The sequence below is a fragment of the Levilactobacillus acidifarinae DSM 19394 = JCM 15949 genome, assembly GCF_001434835.1.
GTDB classification, from domain to species: domain Bacteria; phylum Bacillota; class Bacilli; order Lactobacillales; family Lactobacillaceae; genus Levilactobacillus; species Levilactobacillus acidifarinae.
Map to the genome: position 1 here is coordinate 186351 of NZ_AZDV01000005.1, position 16571 is coordinate 202921.

General features: G+C 52.8%; 17 protein-coding genes. 8 read left to right on the plus strand and 9 right to left on the minus strand.

Translation table 11 applies throughout. The features are described from left to right. Window positions 1-19: 19 nt before the first annotated feature. Window positions 20-1186 carry a DUF2075 domain-containing protein gene (locus FD25_RS03190; RefSeq protein ID WP_057801228.1) on the minus strand — a complete coding sequence of 389 codons (1167 nt, stop codon included), beginning with the start codon at window positions 1184-1186 and terminating at the stop codon, window positions 20-22. Window positions 1187-1556: 370 nt separating this feature from the next. Between FD25_RS03190 and FD25_RS03195 the strand changes: the two genes are divergently transcribed. Then, a complete protein-coding gene (locus FD25_RS03195) occupies window positions 1557-3371 on the plus strand; it encodes a hypothetical protein (RefSeq protein ID WP_057801229.1) in 1815 nt (604 codons plus the stop codon). Between the two features lie 72 nt (window positions 3372-3443). On the opposite strand, the gene FD25_RS03200 is transcribed toward FD25_RS03195, so the two are convergent. Beyond that, window positions 3444-4316 (minus strand): hypothetical protein, encoded by an 873-nt coding sequence (locus tag FD25_RS03200; protein ID WP_057801231.1) that lies wholly within the window; start codon window positions 4314-4316, stop codon window positions 3444-3446. A gap of 140 nt (window positions 4317-4456) precedes the next feature. Here FD25_RS03200 and FD25_RS03205 point away from each other — a divergent pair, with 140 nt between their 5' ends. Next, the gene (locus FD25_RS03205; RefSeq protein WP_057801234.1) at window positions 4457-5623 is read left to right on the plus strand and encodes an RNA-guided endonuclease TnpB family protein; all 1167 of its coding nucleotides are present in this window, start codon (window positions 4457-4459) and stop codon (window positions 5621-5623) included. Window positions 5624-5713: 90 nt separating this feature from the next. Here FD25_RS03205 and FD25_RS03210 read toward each other — a convergent pair whose 3' ends face one another. Together FD25_RS03210 and FD25_RS03215 are read right to left on the minus strand one after the other, a co-directional pair. Further along, a complete protein-coding gene (locus FD25_RS03210; RefSeq protein WP_057801241.1) occupies window positions 5714-6046 on the minus strand; it encodes a hypothetical protein in 333 nt (110 codons plus the stop codon). 194 nt (window positions 6047-6240) lie between these two features. Continuing rightward, a complete protein-coding gene (locus FD25_RS03215; protein ID WP_057801246.1) occupies window positions 6241-6987 on the minus strand; it encodes an NADPH-dependent oxidoreductase in 747 nt (248 codons plus the stop codon). A 113-nt stretch (window positions 6988-7100) separates the two neighbouring features. On the opposite strand from FD25_RS03215, the gene FD25_RS03220 reads away from it, so the two are divergent. Both FD25_RS03220 and FD25_RS03225 read left to right on the plus strand, forming a co-directional pair. Then, window positions 7101-7649, plus strand: coding sequence for a GNAT family N-acetyltransferase (locus tag FD25_RS03220; RefSeq protein ID WP_057801248.1), 549 nt, complete (start codon window positions 7101-7103; stop codon window positions 7647-7649). A gap of 220 nt (window positions 7650-7869) precedes the next feature. Beyond that, window positions 7870-8304 (plus strand): hypothetical protein, encoded by a 435-nt coding sequence (locus tag FD25_RS03225; protein WP_057801254.1) that lies wholly within the window; start codon window positions 7870-7872, stop codon window positions 8302-8304. Between the two features lie 49 nt (window positions 8305-8353). Here the strand turns inward: FD25_RS03225 and FD25_RS03230 are convergent, their stop codons facing one another. Continuing rightward, complete coding sequence (locus tag FD25_RS03230) at window positions 8354-9268, minus strand: DNA/RNA non-specific endonuclease (protein ID WP_146999914.1); 915 nt, start codon at window positions 9266-9268, stop codon at window positions 8354-8356. A 209-nt stretch (window positions 9269-9477) separates the two neighbouring features. Here FD25_RS03230 and FD25_RS03235 point away from each other — a divergent pair, with 209 nt between their 5' ends. Continuing rightward, window positions 9478-9798, plus strand: a complete 321-nt coding sequence (locus FD25_RS03235) for a type II toxin-antitoxin system HicB family antitoxin (RefSeq protein ID WP_057801260.1) — start codon at window positions 9478-9480, stop codon at window positions 9796-9798. 63 nt (window positions 9799-9861) lie between these two features. Here the strand turns inward: FD25_RS03235 and FD25_RS03240 are convergent, their stop codons facing one another. Then, window positions 9862-10206 (minus strand): DUF1048 domain-containing protein, encoded by a 345-nt coding sequence (locus tag FD25_RS03240; protein WP_057801263.1) that lies wholly within the window; start codon window positions 10204-10206, stop codon window positions 9862-9864. Between the two features lie 2 nt (window positions 10207-10208). Next, on the minus strand, window positions 10209-10529 hold the full coding sequence (locus tag FD25_RS03245; RefSeq protein WP_057801265.1) for a PadR family transcriptional regulator: 321 nt from the start codon (window positions 10527-10529) through the stop codon (window positions 10209-10211). Between the two features lie 339 nt (window positions 10530-10868). Between FD25_RS03245 and FD25_RS03250 the strand changes: the two genes are divergently transcribed. Further along, window positions 10869-12596 carry an ABC transporter ATP-binding protein gene (locus FD25_RS03250; RefSeq protein WP_057801267.1) on the plus strand — a complete coding sequence of 576 codons (1728 nt, stop codon included), beginning with the start codon at window positions 10869-10871 and terminating at the stop codon, window positions 12594-12596. After that, window positions 12589-14370, plus strand: a complete 1782-nt coding sequence (locus FD25_RS03255; protein ID WP_057801269.1) for an ABC transporter ATP-binding protein — start codon at window positions 12589-12591, stop codon at window positions 14368-14370. The genes FD25_RS03250 and FD25_RS03255 overlap by 8 nt, the downstream gene beginning before the upstream one ends. 72 nt (window positions 14371-14442) lie before the next feature. Here the strand turns inward: FD25_RS03255 and FD25_RS14290 are convergent, their stop codons facing one another. Next, window positions 14443-14601: a hypothetical protein gene (locus FD25_RS14290; RefSeq protein ID WP_235807910.1), complete on the minus strand. Its 159-nt coding sequence runs from the start codon at window positions 14599-14601 to the stop codon at window positions 14443-14445. 3 nt (window positions 14602-14604) lie between these two features. Next, window positions 14605-15045: an IS200/IS605 family transposase gene (tnpA, locus tag FD25_RS03260; RefSeq protein WP_057801271.1), complete on the minus strand. Its 441-nt coding sequence runs from the start codon at window positions 15043-15045 to the stop codon at window positions 14605-14607. 93 nt (window positions 15046-15138) lie between these two features. On the opposite strand from tnpA, the gene FD25_RS03265 reads away from it, so the two are divergent. Then, a complete protein-coding gene (locus tag FD25_RS03265; protein ID WP_057801273.1) occupies window positions 15139-16401 on the plus strand; it encodes an RNA-guided endonuclease InsQ/TnpB family protein in 1263 nt (420 codons plus the stop codon). Window positions 16402-16571: the final 170 nt, after the last annotated feature.

Below are 16571 nucleotides of genomic sequence, written 5' to 3' on the forward strand. Positions count from 1 at the left end.
GAAGTTTTTCACAATTACGTTATTTTTCAGTTCCCAGTTCCAACAACCGTTGGCGCAAGGCGTCGTCGTAGGCCGTCAGGTACAGACCGTACTTACCGCGCTTCATCAGGACGTTTAAGACGTTGGCGATAAAGGTCTTGTATTCGTCACGCGAGAAGTGGATGTCCTTACGTTTCTTGAAGATTTCCTTGTGGGAGTATTTTTCGGGAATCACGGTCATGGTGTCGGTCTGCGGATCGTAGCCAAACGACGGGCCGATGATCATGCCGACGTAGTTCAGGTCAAAGCCCTGCAAGGTGTAAATGGTGCCGACCTGGGTGATCGAGCCTTCGCGCTTGGCCCAGTGGGTACGTTGTGGGTCCCATTCGTCCCACGGCAGGCTGAAACTATCCATTTCGACGTTGTGGCGGCCATCGATCCGGGGGAACCCGGACGTGGCGACCATCCGACTCATGCCGACTTCCTTATTGCGCTGCTTGATGGCGTCGAACATCCCGCCGGCGGTATCGAACAGCTTAAATTCAAAGTCGCTGTCGTTAGGGAAGGGCCGCAGCGGTTTTTCGGCGGTCAGGTTATCCATCCAGGCGACCTGGTTGTCGCTGGCGACCATCCGGTACTGGAAGTTCATGCTGAAGAGTTGGTGCGGGTGGTCACCGATGGTTTTGTACAGGAGCTCCTTATCCCAGTACATTTTGGACTGGAAGACCTGCTCGAAGTCGTAGACCACCACGACCACCTTGGCTAACGCCATCAAATCGGTCAGTTGGTTTTGACCGCGATAGTGGGCGTAGGGTTCGGATTTCGAGTACAGCAGGTGGGCTTCGTCGACGAAGATGATGTCGTATTTTTGGTGGTTCTTTTGGGCGAAGTTAATCAGCGACGTGGGCCGTCGGATATCCTTGGCGTGCATGTTGGGAATCGATTCGGCTAAATCCCGGTAAGCCTTGTACAGCTCGGGGTGGTTGACCACCAGCGAGGTGCGGTAGTTTTTATCGGTCATGTATTGACGAACTAGTTCCATTAGCACCACGGATTTCCCGGTGCCCGCGGCGCCTTCGATGATGGCCACGGAAGACGGCTTGCCGGTCAACCCCTGTTTAATGTAGGCGTTGAGGTCGGTAATCACGTGCTTCTGGTCGGCGGAAAGGTCCTTCACGAAAAATTGTTCCTGTAAGATTTTATTCAACGTATTAGCTCCTAATCAAGTCAGTCTCTCGGTGGGGTGCCGGATTGGCGTTCCCCAGGTACTTGCTATTATAGCAGTTTGACCGGTCCCGTCGACCCCGTTACGAGAGTTGTTTGGCACACCAGTTCCACCGCTAATAGGAAGTTACCCCCAATCCCAACGTTTCACCGTGGTCAACGCATTGGGGTCACGGATTAAGCACCGAAATAGGTTAACTGAGGGGACTCCTTCTTCCAGTCAATGTTTCACATGAAACATTGACTGGAAGAAGGACGACAGGGCGGGGCACATCATGAATGTAGCGGCGATTACCGGCCAGTTCAGCTCTGTGTTACCATAACTAGTAGAAACTATTCTAGGAAGAGATTAAATGTTGAAACACTGGGGACAAGTCACGGCCGTTTTGGCGGCCATCGGTGGTGGCGTGTTGCTCGCGACCACCCCGGCGCAAGCCAAGGCCGGTTACACGATTACTAAGGTCCAATCCATCAGGCGGACGGCCTACCACGTCAAGAACGACAAAAAGACGTTGTTTACCTGGGATAAGACCCACACCAAACGCTTGCGGATTTTAAACCAGATGGATAGTGCTGACCAGACCATGAGCTGGATGGCCGATCAGAAGGTCACCATGACCCACAACGGTAAATCGGCGACCTACCTACATATCGGGGACGAATACAACAGCGACGACGGCTACGTGTACGCCAAGTTGATGGTCAAAGGTTATTCTAAGGGTTACCAGACGGACGCGGCTTACTTTGGGTACTACCGTTTGGACGCGGCCACCAAGGTCGGCGTGTCGCCCAGCGGGTCGGTGACGATTCCTAAGGGCACGGTGGTGCAGACCGCTTACAGCGCCTCTAACGGTCACGAAAGTCTGATCATCAACGGCGACGCGCTGAGCTATCAGCTCCGCCAAAAATTAGGCCTAACGGGGACGCAGCGCCTAAAAGCCGTGGACTTGAACGCCGTTAAGGTGACCCCGGTCGCCCAACCGGCCTACAATACGGTCAAGCACAACAGCTTTGCGGACACCCACGCTTCGAACCTGTTTGCGGGGACGCCGAACGCCGGCACCCAAAAGCAGTTGTTCCGGACTACCAGTGACGGGTACGTCGAATACTACGACAACGGCGCGACCCAAACTCAGAGTGAGGCAGTCCCACAGGGGAAGCCGGCCAGTCAAAAAATCTTGCAGTCCAGCACCAGCCACGGCGTTACCACGGTGGCGTACCGGACCCACATCAAAGGCTTGAAAGATACGCCGACCACGGTGGCCGGCAAGGCGGGCTATCAGTTGACGATTGCCCCACAGACCAAGACCACCACGGTCAAGGATAAGATCTACGATACTTATCTGATTGGCGGGCAACCGTTTTTCACCTACGAAACGGATACTAGTTTACCGGTAACGGCCAAGAAGGTCAGCGCCAAGACGTTGGCCAGCCTGAATAAGGCGACGAAGGCCCCGACTTACTACCGGACCACCAAGAAGGTCACGGTCAGTGCGCCGTTTGACGCTTACGTCTCCGGGACGTTAAATTCCAAGATCACCCTGCCCAAGGGCACCATCGTGGCGGGTACCCTGACCACGCAACGGACCAAGAAGCAGACTAGTCGGGTCCTACAACTGGATACGTCGCGGTTGAGTGCCAACCTGTTGAAACCGGGTTACCAACGCGGCCTGTGGGGCAGTCAGGAACCGGCGACCACTAAGAACACGGCGGCCTTTACCCGCGTCAAACGGCCGGCGTACCTACCACGTTACGGCAGTGCCGGCGACCTGTATCTGGGGAGCACCACCAAGGCACTGATGGCTGGCGGGATTGCCAAGCAGAGCGTCCAACTGACCACCAACGGTTACGTGGAGGTGCGGCAAAACGATGTTACGGGTCGGAGTACGGAATACCGGGCCCAACCCAAGACGTCCGTGAAGATTCAGCGGACCACTATCAAGGGGCACACGCGGTACCTGTATCTGGCCAAGAAGCTGAGCGGTTTCAAGACCACCCAGGTTAAGCTCCACGGGAAGACCCAGTACCGCTTGGCGCTGGTCAACCCGCAAAAGACCTACGCGGTGGATTTTGATCCCGAAGGCGACGAGGATTCCTCGTTGAGTTACTTTGGTTTCTTACAATTGGGCGGTAAGACGTTCTACACGGGGTATTCACTCGGCGATTAATCGAATAGTGAACCTAAAAAGGGAGCGTTCATCCAGCGATTAGGCGGATGAACGCTCCCTTTGGTGTCGAGCTTAACGGGTGGGTTTGGCCAGAACCAGACCGTACCAGTTGCCCTTATAGGCGTTGCCGGCTTCGTCAAAGCGGCCACCCTTGAGGTTGTTAATGATGTAGATGCCGAGCTTGTAGCCTTTGAGTTGTCGCCGCTTAGCCGGCGTGTAGCCCTGTTTGGCTAGGAGGCGCTCCACGGCGGCAAGTTTCTGGGCGTTGGACTGGTCCTTGTGTACCATCAGGTAGGTCACGATGGGCTTGAAGGCCACGAACTGGGTGTAGCCCTGAGTTGAAATGCGTTCCGGTTCGTCCTCAATCCAGGTGTCGTTGGTCGCGAAGTTGTATGCCGCGATTTGCGACAAGCCGTAGTCCACGGGGGTGTTCGGGAACAGCTTGACGATCGAACGGGCGAGCTTCTGGTATTTACTGTCCCGAATATACTGTTGGTAGTCCTTAGTGCTCACAAACTCGTCCGGGAAAAGGAGATTTTGGCCTTCGTGGTGCGGCGTGCGTCCCTTTAAGAGTTGTTTGGTCTGCACGTAACCGGAAACGGTCTTGCCTTTAATCGTCACGTCCACGTAGGAGTACCAACTTTCGTGACCGTGATAACGAACTAGGATGGAATGCCGTTGGCCGAAGGTTTGGTTGGTGTAATGTTTGAGGTTGGCGCGTTTCTTGGTGTGCGACCAGTCCCAGAGATAGACGTTCTTGGTCTTAGAGTCTAGGTGAAAGGCGTTACCCGCATAAGTTGGGGTACCGTAGCGTTTTTGGAGGACCTGGTAGCCCTGCGGATTAAAGCCCTTCGTCAGTTGGGACTTATGAATCCACCCGCGCTTGTTGTCGGGAAAGTTGGTGATCTGAGCCCAGTTTTTATTGATATTTGGGCGAGAAGACACGTTCTTTTAAGGACGTGATGAATCGCCTTAACCTTTTCGTGTACTTGTAAAACGTATTACTAGTAAAGCAGCTATACACTGATAGTGGAACAGTTACTTGAATAACCATTGTGATAGGTTCCGCGAAAGGGGGTGAGCCGATGCTAAAAGGCATCAAGCTTCGTCTGTACCCGACCCAAGCTCAAGAAGGCCAGCTATGGCAATTATTTGGTAATAATCGCTTTGTTTGGAATCAAATGTTAGCGATGGCTAAGGCCCGGTATAAAAATAATCCGAGTAGTCGTTTCATCAATGAATACGGCATGAATAACTTACTCAAAGCGCTCAAAACGGAATATCCCTTTCTCAAACTGAGTGATTCAACGAGCTTGCAAGTCGAGGACCATCATTTAGCGCAAGCCTTTTCGATGTTGTTCAAGCATTGCGGTGGTCAACCACGCTTTAAATCGCGCCGGTCAGCTAAGCAAGCGTACACCGGCCGTTTCCCTGCCAGTGCACAGTTAGTGGTGGCTAAGCGTCGCGTCAAATTACCAAAACTTGGTAGTATCAAGACTAGTAAAACGAGTCAGCTGATCAATGGCCTAGTTAAGCGCTATACGGTCAGTCACGACGCTACAGGACGTTACTATTTGAGTTTACAGGTGGAATTTTCGGAGCCTAGGTCACTTCCTAAAACGGGTGTTCAAGTGGGCATCGATTTGGGCGTAACTAACTTAGCGATTACCTCCGACGGTCAGAAGTATCCTAAATTTCAAGCACTTTGGGAGGAAAATCAAGGGACTGTGTGGCAACGAAAGTTCGATCGGCGCAAGCATCAAGCCAAGGTTAACGTGCTTCAGTGGAACCATGATCAAGCTCACTTGATTAAGTTGGAACTCAATGACTATCAAAACTGGCAGCGAGCTAGACAAATCAAGGTGCGCTACCAGCGTAAACTTGCTAATCGACGCAAAGACTACTTGAACAAGCTGACGACCCAGTTGGTTAAAGCCTACGATGTGATCGTGATTGAGGATTTAAAAGTCAAGAATCTGATGCACAATCATCACCTGGCCAAGTCGATTGCTAATGCCAGCTGGTACCAATTTCGAACCATGCTGGATTACAAGTGCCAGTGGTACGATAAACAGCTCATAGTGGTTGATCCCAGCTATACTAGTCAGCAGTGTGCCAGTTGTGGCTTTCAAAGTGGCCGGAAGCCACTTGAGATTCGCGAATGGATTTGTCCGCACTGTGGGACGCACCATGATCGAGATATCAATGCAGCCGTTAATATCTTACATAGAGGGCTAAAAGCGGTCCAATAAAAATTATGAGGCTAGGGACTAGCCTTGGTAAGAGAGTTGAGTTCTGTGAGTTAGGTCCTCGGCATACCGACATAACAGCCTAAACACTCCTCAATGTTCCCAGAAGCTCGGTCGTTCACGGCCGAGTAGTTCACTGCCTTTGTAGGTACCGGTGGCCAGCAGATACCAGGTGTAGGTCGGATGGTTCTTCAGGTTGGCCAGCTTCTTGGTGTGCGTGTCATTCCAAATATAGGCGTTTTGGGTCTTATGTTTGGCGTGGTAGGCGACCTGGGCATAGTGGCTGTAGAAATAACCGTCTTCTAGGTCGTGAACTTGGGTAAAGTGACCAATGGTTAGCGGCGCGGCTTGTACGGTTAGCTCCGCGCTGACGACACCGGTGATGAGGCCAAAGAAAACCAGCGTCAATTTAAAGAATTTTTTCATGGTAACGGAACGTCCTTTGTTAGTTTTGCTGCTAAGTTTAGCAAGAAAGGGCGGCGCGGAGGACCATAACGCAAATTTAATGCCGAACGGGCGAGAAAGTGGTAATAAGTTGGACTTCATTTATTATTAATGTCTAAAGGCAATTATTAATAATAAGAATTCACTCAATTTAAGCCAGCTAACGCAGAGTGGTCTTAGTGCTTAGCGAGGCCGTGGTCGTTAAGAAATTTTTGCATAAATGTCCGGGGGTGTTGCCGAAAACTGTCGATGGCGGTGTGGGACCAACGCCGCGTTGTGGGGCTCGTTTTGCCCGTGCGTTGCGCGTAATACTGGTTGGTCTGGTCGTCGTAATGGTGAAGGATCGCCGACTCACTCGACTGATACCGATTTTCGTGGTAAACGGCCGCAAAGGGTAATCGGGGCTTAAGTGCGTTACGTGATTGCGGGTAGCCGATGACCAGACCCAGGACCGGAAAGACGTTTTCCGGAATATCCAGTAACGGCGCGATGTCGACGATCCCGTCGCGAATCCCTCCGGAGTAGCAGGTGCCCAGCTCCATGGATTCGGCCGCAATCGCCATGTTTTGAGCGGCTAAGGTGGCGTCCACCGTCCCCGCGAGCGTGGCGTCGATGCCGGTTAACGTTTCGGTGAGGTCAACGCCCTGTTCTTGGGCCAAGTATTGGATGCGATGCAGGTCGGCACAGAAGATAAACAGGGTACCGCCGGTCGCCACGAAGCGTTGGCCGCCCGCATAACCGGCGATTTGCTGCCGTAGGTCGGGGTCGGTCACCCCGATGATGCTGTACGATTGTTGGAAACTAGCGGTGGGAGCGGCTTGCGCGGCCGTCACCAATTGGTGAATTTGCTCAGAGCTCAGGGCTTGCGGGGTTAGTGCGCGAACGGAAACGTGGTTTAATAGGGTATCGAGGGTCGTCGTCAAAATGGTAACCTCCTAGAAGTTAACTGCTAATCAGCTTCATCATAGTATAACGCAACGGCTGGTTGCGGGTGGTAAACTAATAGGAACAAGTTAACTGAAATGAGGTGCCGACCATGCAACCACAACAAATTGATGCTGAACTCACGTTACGCCTGCCGGATCCGCAGCGCGATGCCCCGGCGGTCCTGGCCGCCGTGTGCGCTAGTCAGTCTGAGTTTTACCCCTGGCTTCCCTGGGCGACCGAGCTGCAGACGATTACCGCGGTGACCACTTGGTTGCAAGCTGGTGTGACGCGAACACAGGCGGGGGAAACGTTGGAACTGGTAATTGAGGCTCGCGGCCAGGTGGTCGGTTGGATTGGCCTTCGCCACATCGACCGCTGGAATCGCTGGGCCGAAGTCGGGTACTGGCTGAGCACGCCGATGACCGGGCGCGGTATCATGACGCGTGCGTTACGGGCGATGCTGGACCTGAGCTTTACCCAGCAGCACTTAGAAAAGGTCATTTTGGTGGCGGCGACGGACAACCGGCCCAGTAACCGGGTCGCCCAAAGCCTAGGCTTTCAGTTAGACGGGACCTTGCGGCACAATTGTCGTTTAGCAGACGGGTACCACGATGAAAATGAATGGTCGATGTTGGCGACGGAATGGCCGCAGTCCTAAATGAAAAACGACTCCCTGATGGTAAATACCGTTCGGAAGTCGTTTTGGTTTGGTCTGGGGTTGCGAGAATGTTTCATGTGAAACAACGGAGCGTTGGGTGGTGGTAAAACGGTTTTAGTGACCAGATTTGCGTCCACCGGGACAAAAAGACGGTCAGCCGCCAGCCGATGCGCTACACTTTAGGGGCATCATAATGATGTAGCTTAAGGAGGAGAAAGTGATGTTAAAAGTTAAGTATCTGGCTCTGGTAGCCCTCACGACCCTGACACTGGGGGCGGTCTCGACTACCACGGCCAGCGCCGCGACTTGGCACAAGGGGACGCCGAAGGTTTTGCGGGGCAAGTATCAGGATCTACATAAGACGCCCGCACAGGGATTTGCGAGCGAGTACACCTTTACCGCTAAGAAATTTCTGTGGGGCATCTCGAACATGCCACTGCAATCGCACAGTCGGCTGCGTTATCAGAGGTTAGGCGCACACCGGTATCGGTTAAAGGGGCACGTGGCCAGACGGGGCATCGTGTTGCCCATGACCCGCGATTACGTGATTTACCGAAAGGGCCAGACGCTAAAGCTAACCTATTATGAGTCTTACCAGAAGCTAGGCTTTAAAGGGGCCTCGCTGGCGAAGAAGGTTGGCCATTTCCACTCATAACTGAACTAAAAACGACGGTTACCCGGTTTGTGGGTGACCGTCGTTTGCGTTAACCAGCGACCTTGCTTAGGCCGGTGGCGTAATTCAATTGCATCCCGCTTTGGGTGTTGGGCAGGTAAACGTTATAGCGAATCCGGTTCGACCCGACCGACTGCATCTGCATCTTCACGCCGCGAGCTAGTAACTCGTGGCCCTTGAAGACGGGCGTCACGCGGTAGCGCACGTAATGCTTGGGACTGGCCTTGAGGTAAGCGGCCACCCGATTTTCGTAGGTGGTCATCCCCGGGTCGTTGAGTTGGCGGGTCCCAGTGATCAGGTTCTTGGGGTTGTTATTCTGACCAGTCAGCTGATAGCCGATGAGGTGACAACGGTTGTACAACCAGCCCGTCTTGATCCGCTTATTGTGCCACGCGGTGGGATTAACGTACAGGGCTTGACGTTGGCCCTTGGGCATCAACTTCCGATTCAACAGAGCGTTAGCCGCCGTGGCCCGGTTCTGACCATCCAGGTTGCCGTAGGTTTGCCAGGCCCCGTGCTTGGTCGATAGGGTGGTCTGACTGAAGCCCGGGTTGTTGTGGTTGACCACCTTGGCCCGGTAGGTCGTAGCTCCAGTGGTGTAGGTGCTCTTGGGTTTGACCGTCGCACGCTTGGTCGTGCGCTTTTTAGTCACGGTCCGCTTGGGGACCCGCTTGACCGTCCGTCGCTTGGTGGGCGCCGTTTCGGTCGCCGAGAGGGTTAGCCCACGACTTTTAGCGGTGCTTAACGACACCGCGTAGACCTTCTTGGCCCGGTTCAGCCCGCGGTCGTGCCGTTTAAAAAAATAGTGTTTCCCCGTACGGGTGACGTAGACCGTGGTGGCGTGCGCCACGGTCGGGGTGGTCAGAGCCGTGGGTGTCACGAGGCCCCCGATAAATAGGGTCAGGACCACTAACCACTTCACCCAGATAGCCGGTTTAGCTTGCATCATGTTTCCTCCTCTAAACTTAAAAATCCAGACCAATGCTGGTTTCAACTCCTTATTTTATAGCAAGAGTTATGTGAACGCCATCATAATTCACAAGCACCTTTTGGTTGGATTAGCTGATGCTTAATTAAGTGAAAGAACCAGCGGTTGAGCTTTTTCACAAGACCGCCTATAATGACCATCATTGTGAATAACTAAGAGGTGTAAATATGAAGAAAACAAGCATTGTGACGTATCCCGCTGTCCTTATTGCCGACGACGCCGATGGCTACACGGTCATCTTCCCCGACATCGCCGACGCTGTCACTGGTGGTCAAGATTTAGGCGAAAGTCTGGTTAATGCCACCGCAACCCTTGGCCGTTTTCTTGTGAACTATCACGGGACCTTACCCGTGCCCAGCACCATGACGGAGCTGACGCACCGGTATCCCGCCGACTTTATTCAGTTTGTTGCTGTGGATCTCGCCAACGTCGCGACCCAACCGGTCGAAACGGGTGTCAGCATCCACTCGTTAGATTTAGCTAAGTAACCTCCCCCAAGTTCGTTTATAAAACGCCCCGCCAACCAATCCGGTCGGCGGGGCGTTTTAACGTTAGTGGTGGGGCGTTTCAATGGTTTTGATCCGTTGACGCAGGCGGTTCTGGTAGGTGATGAGCCAGAGGTCGTCGGGGTATTGGGCCATGATGTCGTCGCAAAATTTGACGGGATCGTCCCCGATGACCTGGGTGACGGGCACCTGGTCGGCGGCGCTTTCCTGAAAGAGGTGCAGGATCGCTTCTAGCGCGTCCATGAAGCCTTCCCCCTTGGCAAAGTTCCACATGTAGGTTTCTAAGGCCTGTAAGGTTGCCGCGTAGGGTTGCGGGAGCGCGGCAACGTCGCGTTGGAATTGGTGGTAACGTTGCTTGTCACCGATGAGTTTTTTTAAGAGATTCGCCATGATTAGTCCTCCTTTAATTGGGTCATTTTCTGCGCTAAGAAGTCCCATTTGATCCAGAAGTCCTGGAGATAGGCCTCGCCAGCGGCGTTGAGTTGGTAAAATTTACGTTGGGGACCCACGGTAGATTTACGCCGTTCGACCGTGAGCAGGCCCTTTTTCTCGAGCCGCAAAAGTACCGTGTAGACGGTCCCTTCGACGATGTCTTCGAAGCCCAGGTCGATCAAATAATGGGTGATTTCGTAGCCGTAGGTCTCGCCGTGGCTGATGTGCTGCAGCACGATGCCTTCCAACGAGCCCTTGAGTAATTCCGTTAAGCCTTGCACGGGGCGCGCCTCCTTAGCTGGTCGCTGATGAAGTGGTTCATCAGTAACGTCTGCTATATTGTTTAACTAGGTACCACTATATAGTAAAACAATGTAGTAGAACTGTCAACCGCTAAAGCAGAGTTGAACCGCAAACCATATAAATATTCCAATATCGTGTATAATCTGGTCAAGAGGGTCTTCAGAGCGGGAAAAAGGGTGCCCACCAGTTCGCGATTTAGATGACGAATCGCCAATGGTGATGGGGCATAACTTTTTAGGGGTGTCCGCGAGAAATCATCTTAATGTGGCTCGGTTCAACGCTGACCGAGCGGAGAGTCAAGGAGGAATTGCGTACTCATGAAAGTCTTAATGCCTTATTTCCGGCGCTACCACCGCGACGTGTGGTTAGCGCTCCTTTCAGTTATCGTCCTGGTCTTTGCGACTCTGTGGCAGCCGCGGTTGCTGCAAGTCGTGATGGAAGCCATCATCAAAAACGATCAGCAGACGGTCTTTCAACAGGGGCTGTTCCTGTTAGGCCTCGCCGTCCTGGGCATCATCGGGGGGATCGTTAACACCATTTATTCCGCCCGGGTAGCCCTGGGCGTGGCGACCGATTTACGGGCCGATTTATACGCCCACGTCCAATCGCTGGCCTTCGCCGATGTCGAGAAGTTCTCGGCGTCCAATTTAGTGGTCCGAATGACCAACGACATCAACCAGGTCCAACAAATCGTCATGGCCGGGTTTCAACAAATTACCCGAATCCCGTTGCTATTTATCGGGGCGTTGATCTTAGCGCTGGTGACCATGCCGCAGCAATGGTGGGTCATCCTGGCCATGATGGCCATCATCTTGCTGGTCTGCCTGGTCGCTGTGAAGCGGATGACCAAGTATTTCGGTCAGACCCAGCAAGACATCGAAAACGTCAACACGGTCGCCCGCGAAAACCTGATGGGGATTCGCGTGGTCAAGTCGTTCGTCCAGGAGGGCAACGAAATTAAGAAGTTCTCCGGGGCTTCGGATGAGTTAACCAACGTGACCGCCAAGATCGGGTACTGGTTTGCCATTCTGATGCCGGCCTTCTTTCTGACGGCAAACTTAGCGGTCGGCGTCGCGGTCTACATCGTGGGGCAAAATATCACGACCCATCCGGCCTATTTGGCGGCGATTACCAGTTTTATTTCCTACTTAATGCAAATTCTGTTTGCCGTGATCAACGGGGGCTTTCTGATGACCTTCGCCTCACGGGCCTTCATCTCCATGGGCCGGATCGGTGAAGTCTTGGAGACCGAGCCCAGCATGACCTACGTCAGTGGCGACGACCAACCGGTCCAGGGCGACGTGACGTTCGAGCACGTGACCTTCACCTATCCGGGCGACGACCACCCGACGTTGAGTGACGTGAGCTTCACGCTAAAGGCCGGGACCATGTTGGGAATCGTTGGGGCCACCGGTTCCGGGAAAACCACGCTGGCACAGTTGATTGCGCGCCTGTACGACCCGGATAGTGGGCAAGTCAAGGTGGGCGGCGTTGACGTCCGGCAGTTACCTGAAAAGGCGCTCCGGTCCACCGTGGCCTACGTCCTGCAACGCTCGACGCTGTTCTCCGGAACGATTTCGGGAAATTTAAAACAGGTCCAACCGGACGCTAGCGTCAGTCACATGCAGTGGGCGGCCAACGTGGCGCAGGCTTCCGAGTTTATCGAACGCCTGCCGCAGACCTACGACGCGCCCGTCGAGGAACGCTCGCAGAACTTCTCCGGGGGCCAGCAACAACGGCTCGCGATTACGCGGGGCGTGATTGCCAACCCGAAGATCTTGATTCTAGACGACGCGACCTCGGCGCTGGATGCGCGGTCCGAAAAGTTGGTTCAAGAAGCGTTAGACCGCGATTTGAAAGAGACCACCACCGTGGTGATTGCCGAGAAGATCTCGTCGATCATTAATGCCGATCAGATTTTAGTACTCGACCACGGCCGCGTTTCGGGCGTCGGCACGCACCACGAATTGGTCGCTAATAACGCGATTTACCAAGCCATTTACCAGACCCAAAAGGCCCGAGAGGAGGGGACGGTCAATGAGTGATTTACGCAATGCCGGTAAGTACTATTGGCACTATCTGAAACGCTACTGGCGCGGGTTTATCGTGAGCATGGTGTTGATTGCCTTTTCCACCTGGTGCATCGTGGTGGCCCCGACCTACCTGGGGCGGGCGGTCGAACAACTGACCACCTACCTTCAGCAGTGGAGCGCACCAGCTACCCGGGGACAGGCCAGTCTGACGCCGTTTAACCACACGCTGATTATCTATATCTTGTTGTACGTGGGGGATGCCAGCACCATCTTCATTTCCAGTCTGATTCTGGCCCGGGTCACCGCCCATTCGACGGGGACCATGCGGGTCGGCCTGTTCCGCAAGCTCCAACGGATGAAGGTCCAATACTTCGACACCCATAGCGACGGCGACGTACTGGCTCGGTTTACCTCCGACCTGGATAACATCTTTAACGCGATGAACCAAGCGTTACTGGAAATCCTGTTGGCGGTGGCCCAATTCGTTGGGTTGTTGATCGTGATGTTCAACCAAAACGCCACGATGGCCTGGGTCACCATGGCCTCGACGCCTCTAGCCTTACTCATCGCCGCGTTGGTGATGCGCAAAGCCGGGGTGGCCGTCAACCAGCAACAGGACGACATCGGGAAGCTGAACGGCTACATCAACGAGCAGATTACCGGCCAGAAGGTCCTGATTACTAACGGTCTTCAACAGGATTCCCTGAAGGGCTTTGCCGGGTATAACGCCAAGGTGCGGCAATCGGCCTTGACCGGTCAAATCTGGTCGGGAATCTTGAACCCGTTGATGCAGGGCATGTCGCTACTCAACACGGCCATCGTGATCTTCTTTGGGTCCTGGTTCGCGTTGAACGGTAGCCTGTCGACCGGGGCCGCGTTAGCCTTAGTCGTGGTGTTCGTCAACTACGCCCAGCAGTATTACCAACCGATCATGTCGCTGACCAGTCTTTACAGCATGATTCAGCTGGCGATTACCGGGGCACGCCGGGTCGACGAGGTCCGCAACCAACCGGAAGAAACCAATCCGGCCCAGGGCCACGAGATGCCCGCCATTCAAAATGGACTGAAGATCGATGACGTGCATTTCAGTTATTTACCGGGGAAGGAGATCCTCCACGGGGTCTCGATCGACGTACATCGCGGCGAGATGGTCGCGTTGGTGGGGCCGACCGGTTCGGGGAAGACCACGGTCATGAACCTGATGAACCGCTTCTACGACGTCGATCAGGGCGCGATTACCCTAGACGGCACCGATATTCGCCAGTTTGACCTCCAGTCACTGCGGGCCAACGTCGGCATCGTCTTGCAGGAACCGCAGTTGTTTACCGGGACGATTGCCGATAACATCCGCTACGGCGACCCGCAGGCGGGGATGGATCGCGTGATTGACGCGGCCAAGCAGGCCAACATTCACGACTTCATCACCAGCTTACCGGCGGGGTACGACACCCGGGTATCCGATGAACAAAGCGTCTTCTCGGCGGGCCAAAAACAACTGATGTCGATTGCCCGGACGATTCTGACCAACCCACGACTCTTGATCTTGGACGAAGCTACCTCCAACGTGGATACGGTCACTGAGGCGCGGATTCAAGCGGCCATGGATAACGTGATCCAAGGCCGGACCAGCTTCGTGATTGCCCACCGTTTGAAGACGATTCTGAACGCCGACAAGATTGTGGTCTTGAGAAACGGACAGGTCATCGAACAAGGGAACCACCAAGCGTTATTGGCCGAAGACGGCTTCTACGCGGAACTCTATCGTAACCAAATGGTCTTTGATTAAAGACAACCAAAGGGGGACGTTACCGGTTAAGGTAGCGTCCCTTTTTTGTGGTTTTGTTTCACGTGAAACAGGTCAACAACCGCCGCCACTGAGCTTAATTCCCTGTTGAAAGGCGTCCAGGACGGCTTGGCCGCGAGCGATTTTGACCGTGCTGTCGAGGAGTTCGGCGTCGTCCTTTAATAAAAAGCAAGGCAGAAACCTCTTGATTTTAATCAGGAGATGAATGCTCAATAATTATGGTTGTGCATCGTGACGTTTTTGATTGGCAATGTATTTTTCCACAGTTTCTTTACTCAGGTTGCCTAGCGTGCTCATGTAGTAACTATGCGACCATAAGTGACCACCCCAGAACTTTTGGGCCTTGATTTCGGGGTGCTTTTCAAAGAACATTCGCGCTGACCCACCTTTGAAAGCTTTGACCATATTGGTTGGTGCATATTTGGGTTTAAAGCTGATCAGTAAATGAATATGGTCCGGCATGATTTCTACTTGTTCGATAGTCACCTCATTGAGCATGGCAATTCGTTTCAGGATAATTTGCATATCAGCTGTTAACGCTGGTGTCGTGAAGACCGGCTGGCGAGACTTAGTCACCCAAATCAAGTGAAAATGAAAATTGTAGACATAATTTCGTTCATAAATAGCGCCATCTAAACGGACTTTTTCTTTACTCATACGTCTTCTCCTATAACTTTATTTATAAAGGTTTTTAGCAGACTACATGTTGCTCATGTGCTACCATTATAGCAGATTAGGAGGTGAGTCAGTATGAGGCAAACGATGGTACAACTACCGTATCACTACGGTGTTAAATTACGAATTTTTCCGTCGACTGAACAGAAACGGCTCATCAAACGCAATAGCGATGCGAGTCGCTTTATCTATAACGAAATGAACGGCATGAATCGAGAGCTTTACCAATTAAAACAAGTAAAAATCCCAATTGCGCTGGTCCAACAGCGCATTCAAACGCTGAAACAACGGCTAAAGCGCCCAGCTACAGGAATTTCTAATCTCCATGGCTGGCTGAATGATCAAGCACTCGATAGCTTAATGAAAGCCAACGCCATCAAGAACTACCACAATGCCTGGAAACTTTTCCATAAAGTGCACCAGGCCGGAACACCCGCTTTTCATAAAAGACGAACAGAGCAGACCTACCAAACCGCTTGTCTGTACGACAAGAAAGTCAAAACACCTAACATGTTGATGGGGAGTGTCCGGTTATTAGACCAGCGGCACATTCAAATTCCTAAACTTGGCCGTCTACGTTTCAAAGGGTTACCTGCTAAGCTATTGCAAAATTCTCAAGTAGTCAGAATTGGTACCGTAACACTTTCAATGGATGCCACGGGGCGTTATTATGTCTCATTACAATTAGCTTCAGAACAGCCTTTTGTGGCCCATCCTAGTCAGTCCATACTAGGACAAATTGGGATTGACCTAAATCTTGATAACTTTTTGACGGATTCAACCGGTAACGTAGTAGCTAATCCCCGGTACTACCGTTCAATGAAAAACCGGCTTGCGAAGGCCCAGCGCAAATTATCTCGACGAGCTACTCGTGCCAAGCAAAATCACCGCATCCTTAGAAAATCAGCCAATTATCAACGGCAGCGGTTAATCGTAGCCAATTTACAGCGCAAGGTCGCTAACCAACGGCATAACTTTCTCCAGCTGCTCTCAACGACACTCATCAAGAACCACGATTTGGTCGTTGCTGAAGAACTACGGAGCAAGAATATGTTACGCAACCACGCCTTAGCAATGAGCATCTCGGATGTTGGCTGGCGGACCTTTTTAGGCATGTTAGCGTATAAGGCTAATCTTTATAATCGAAAATTTATCACCGTCAACCCGCGTAACACCACCCAGACTTGTAGTCATTGTCAGTTCATCATGGGAACTGATGGAACGCACAAGCTTACCCTAAAAGACCGGGATTGGACTTGTCCACGGTGTCAGACCCACCATATTCGCGACTGGAACGCTGCTAAAAATATTCTAGCTAAAGGCTTAGCGGGGGCCTAACTCGTTCGTCCGTCTGGCAACCTGCGGACGCTAAAGGCTTTGGTAATTAGCACGTAAGTCCTGTTTACAGGCAATCGCTGTATCTAAGCAAATTGTGGTCGTTGCATCGTTAGGTGCGGTTCTCACAAGCTCCCGTCTTTAGTCGGGAGTGGTTGACTAGGATGTTGTGG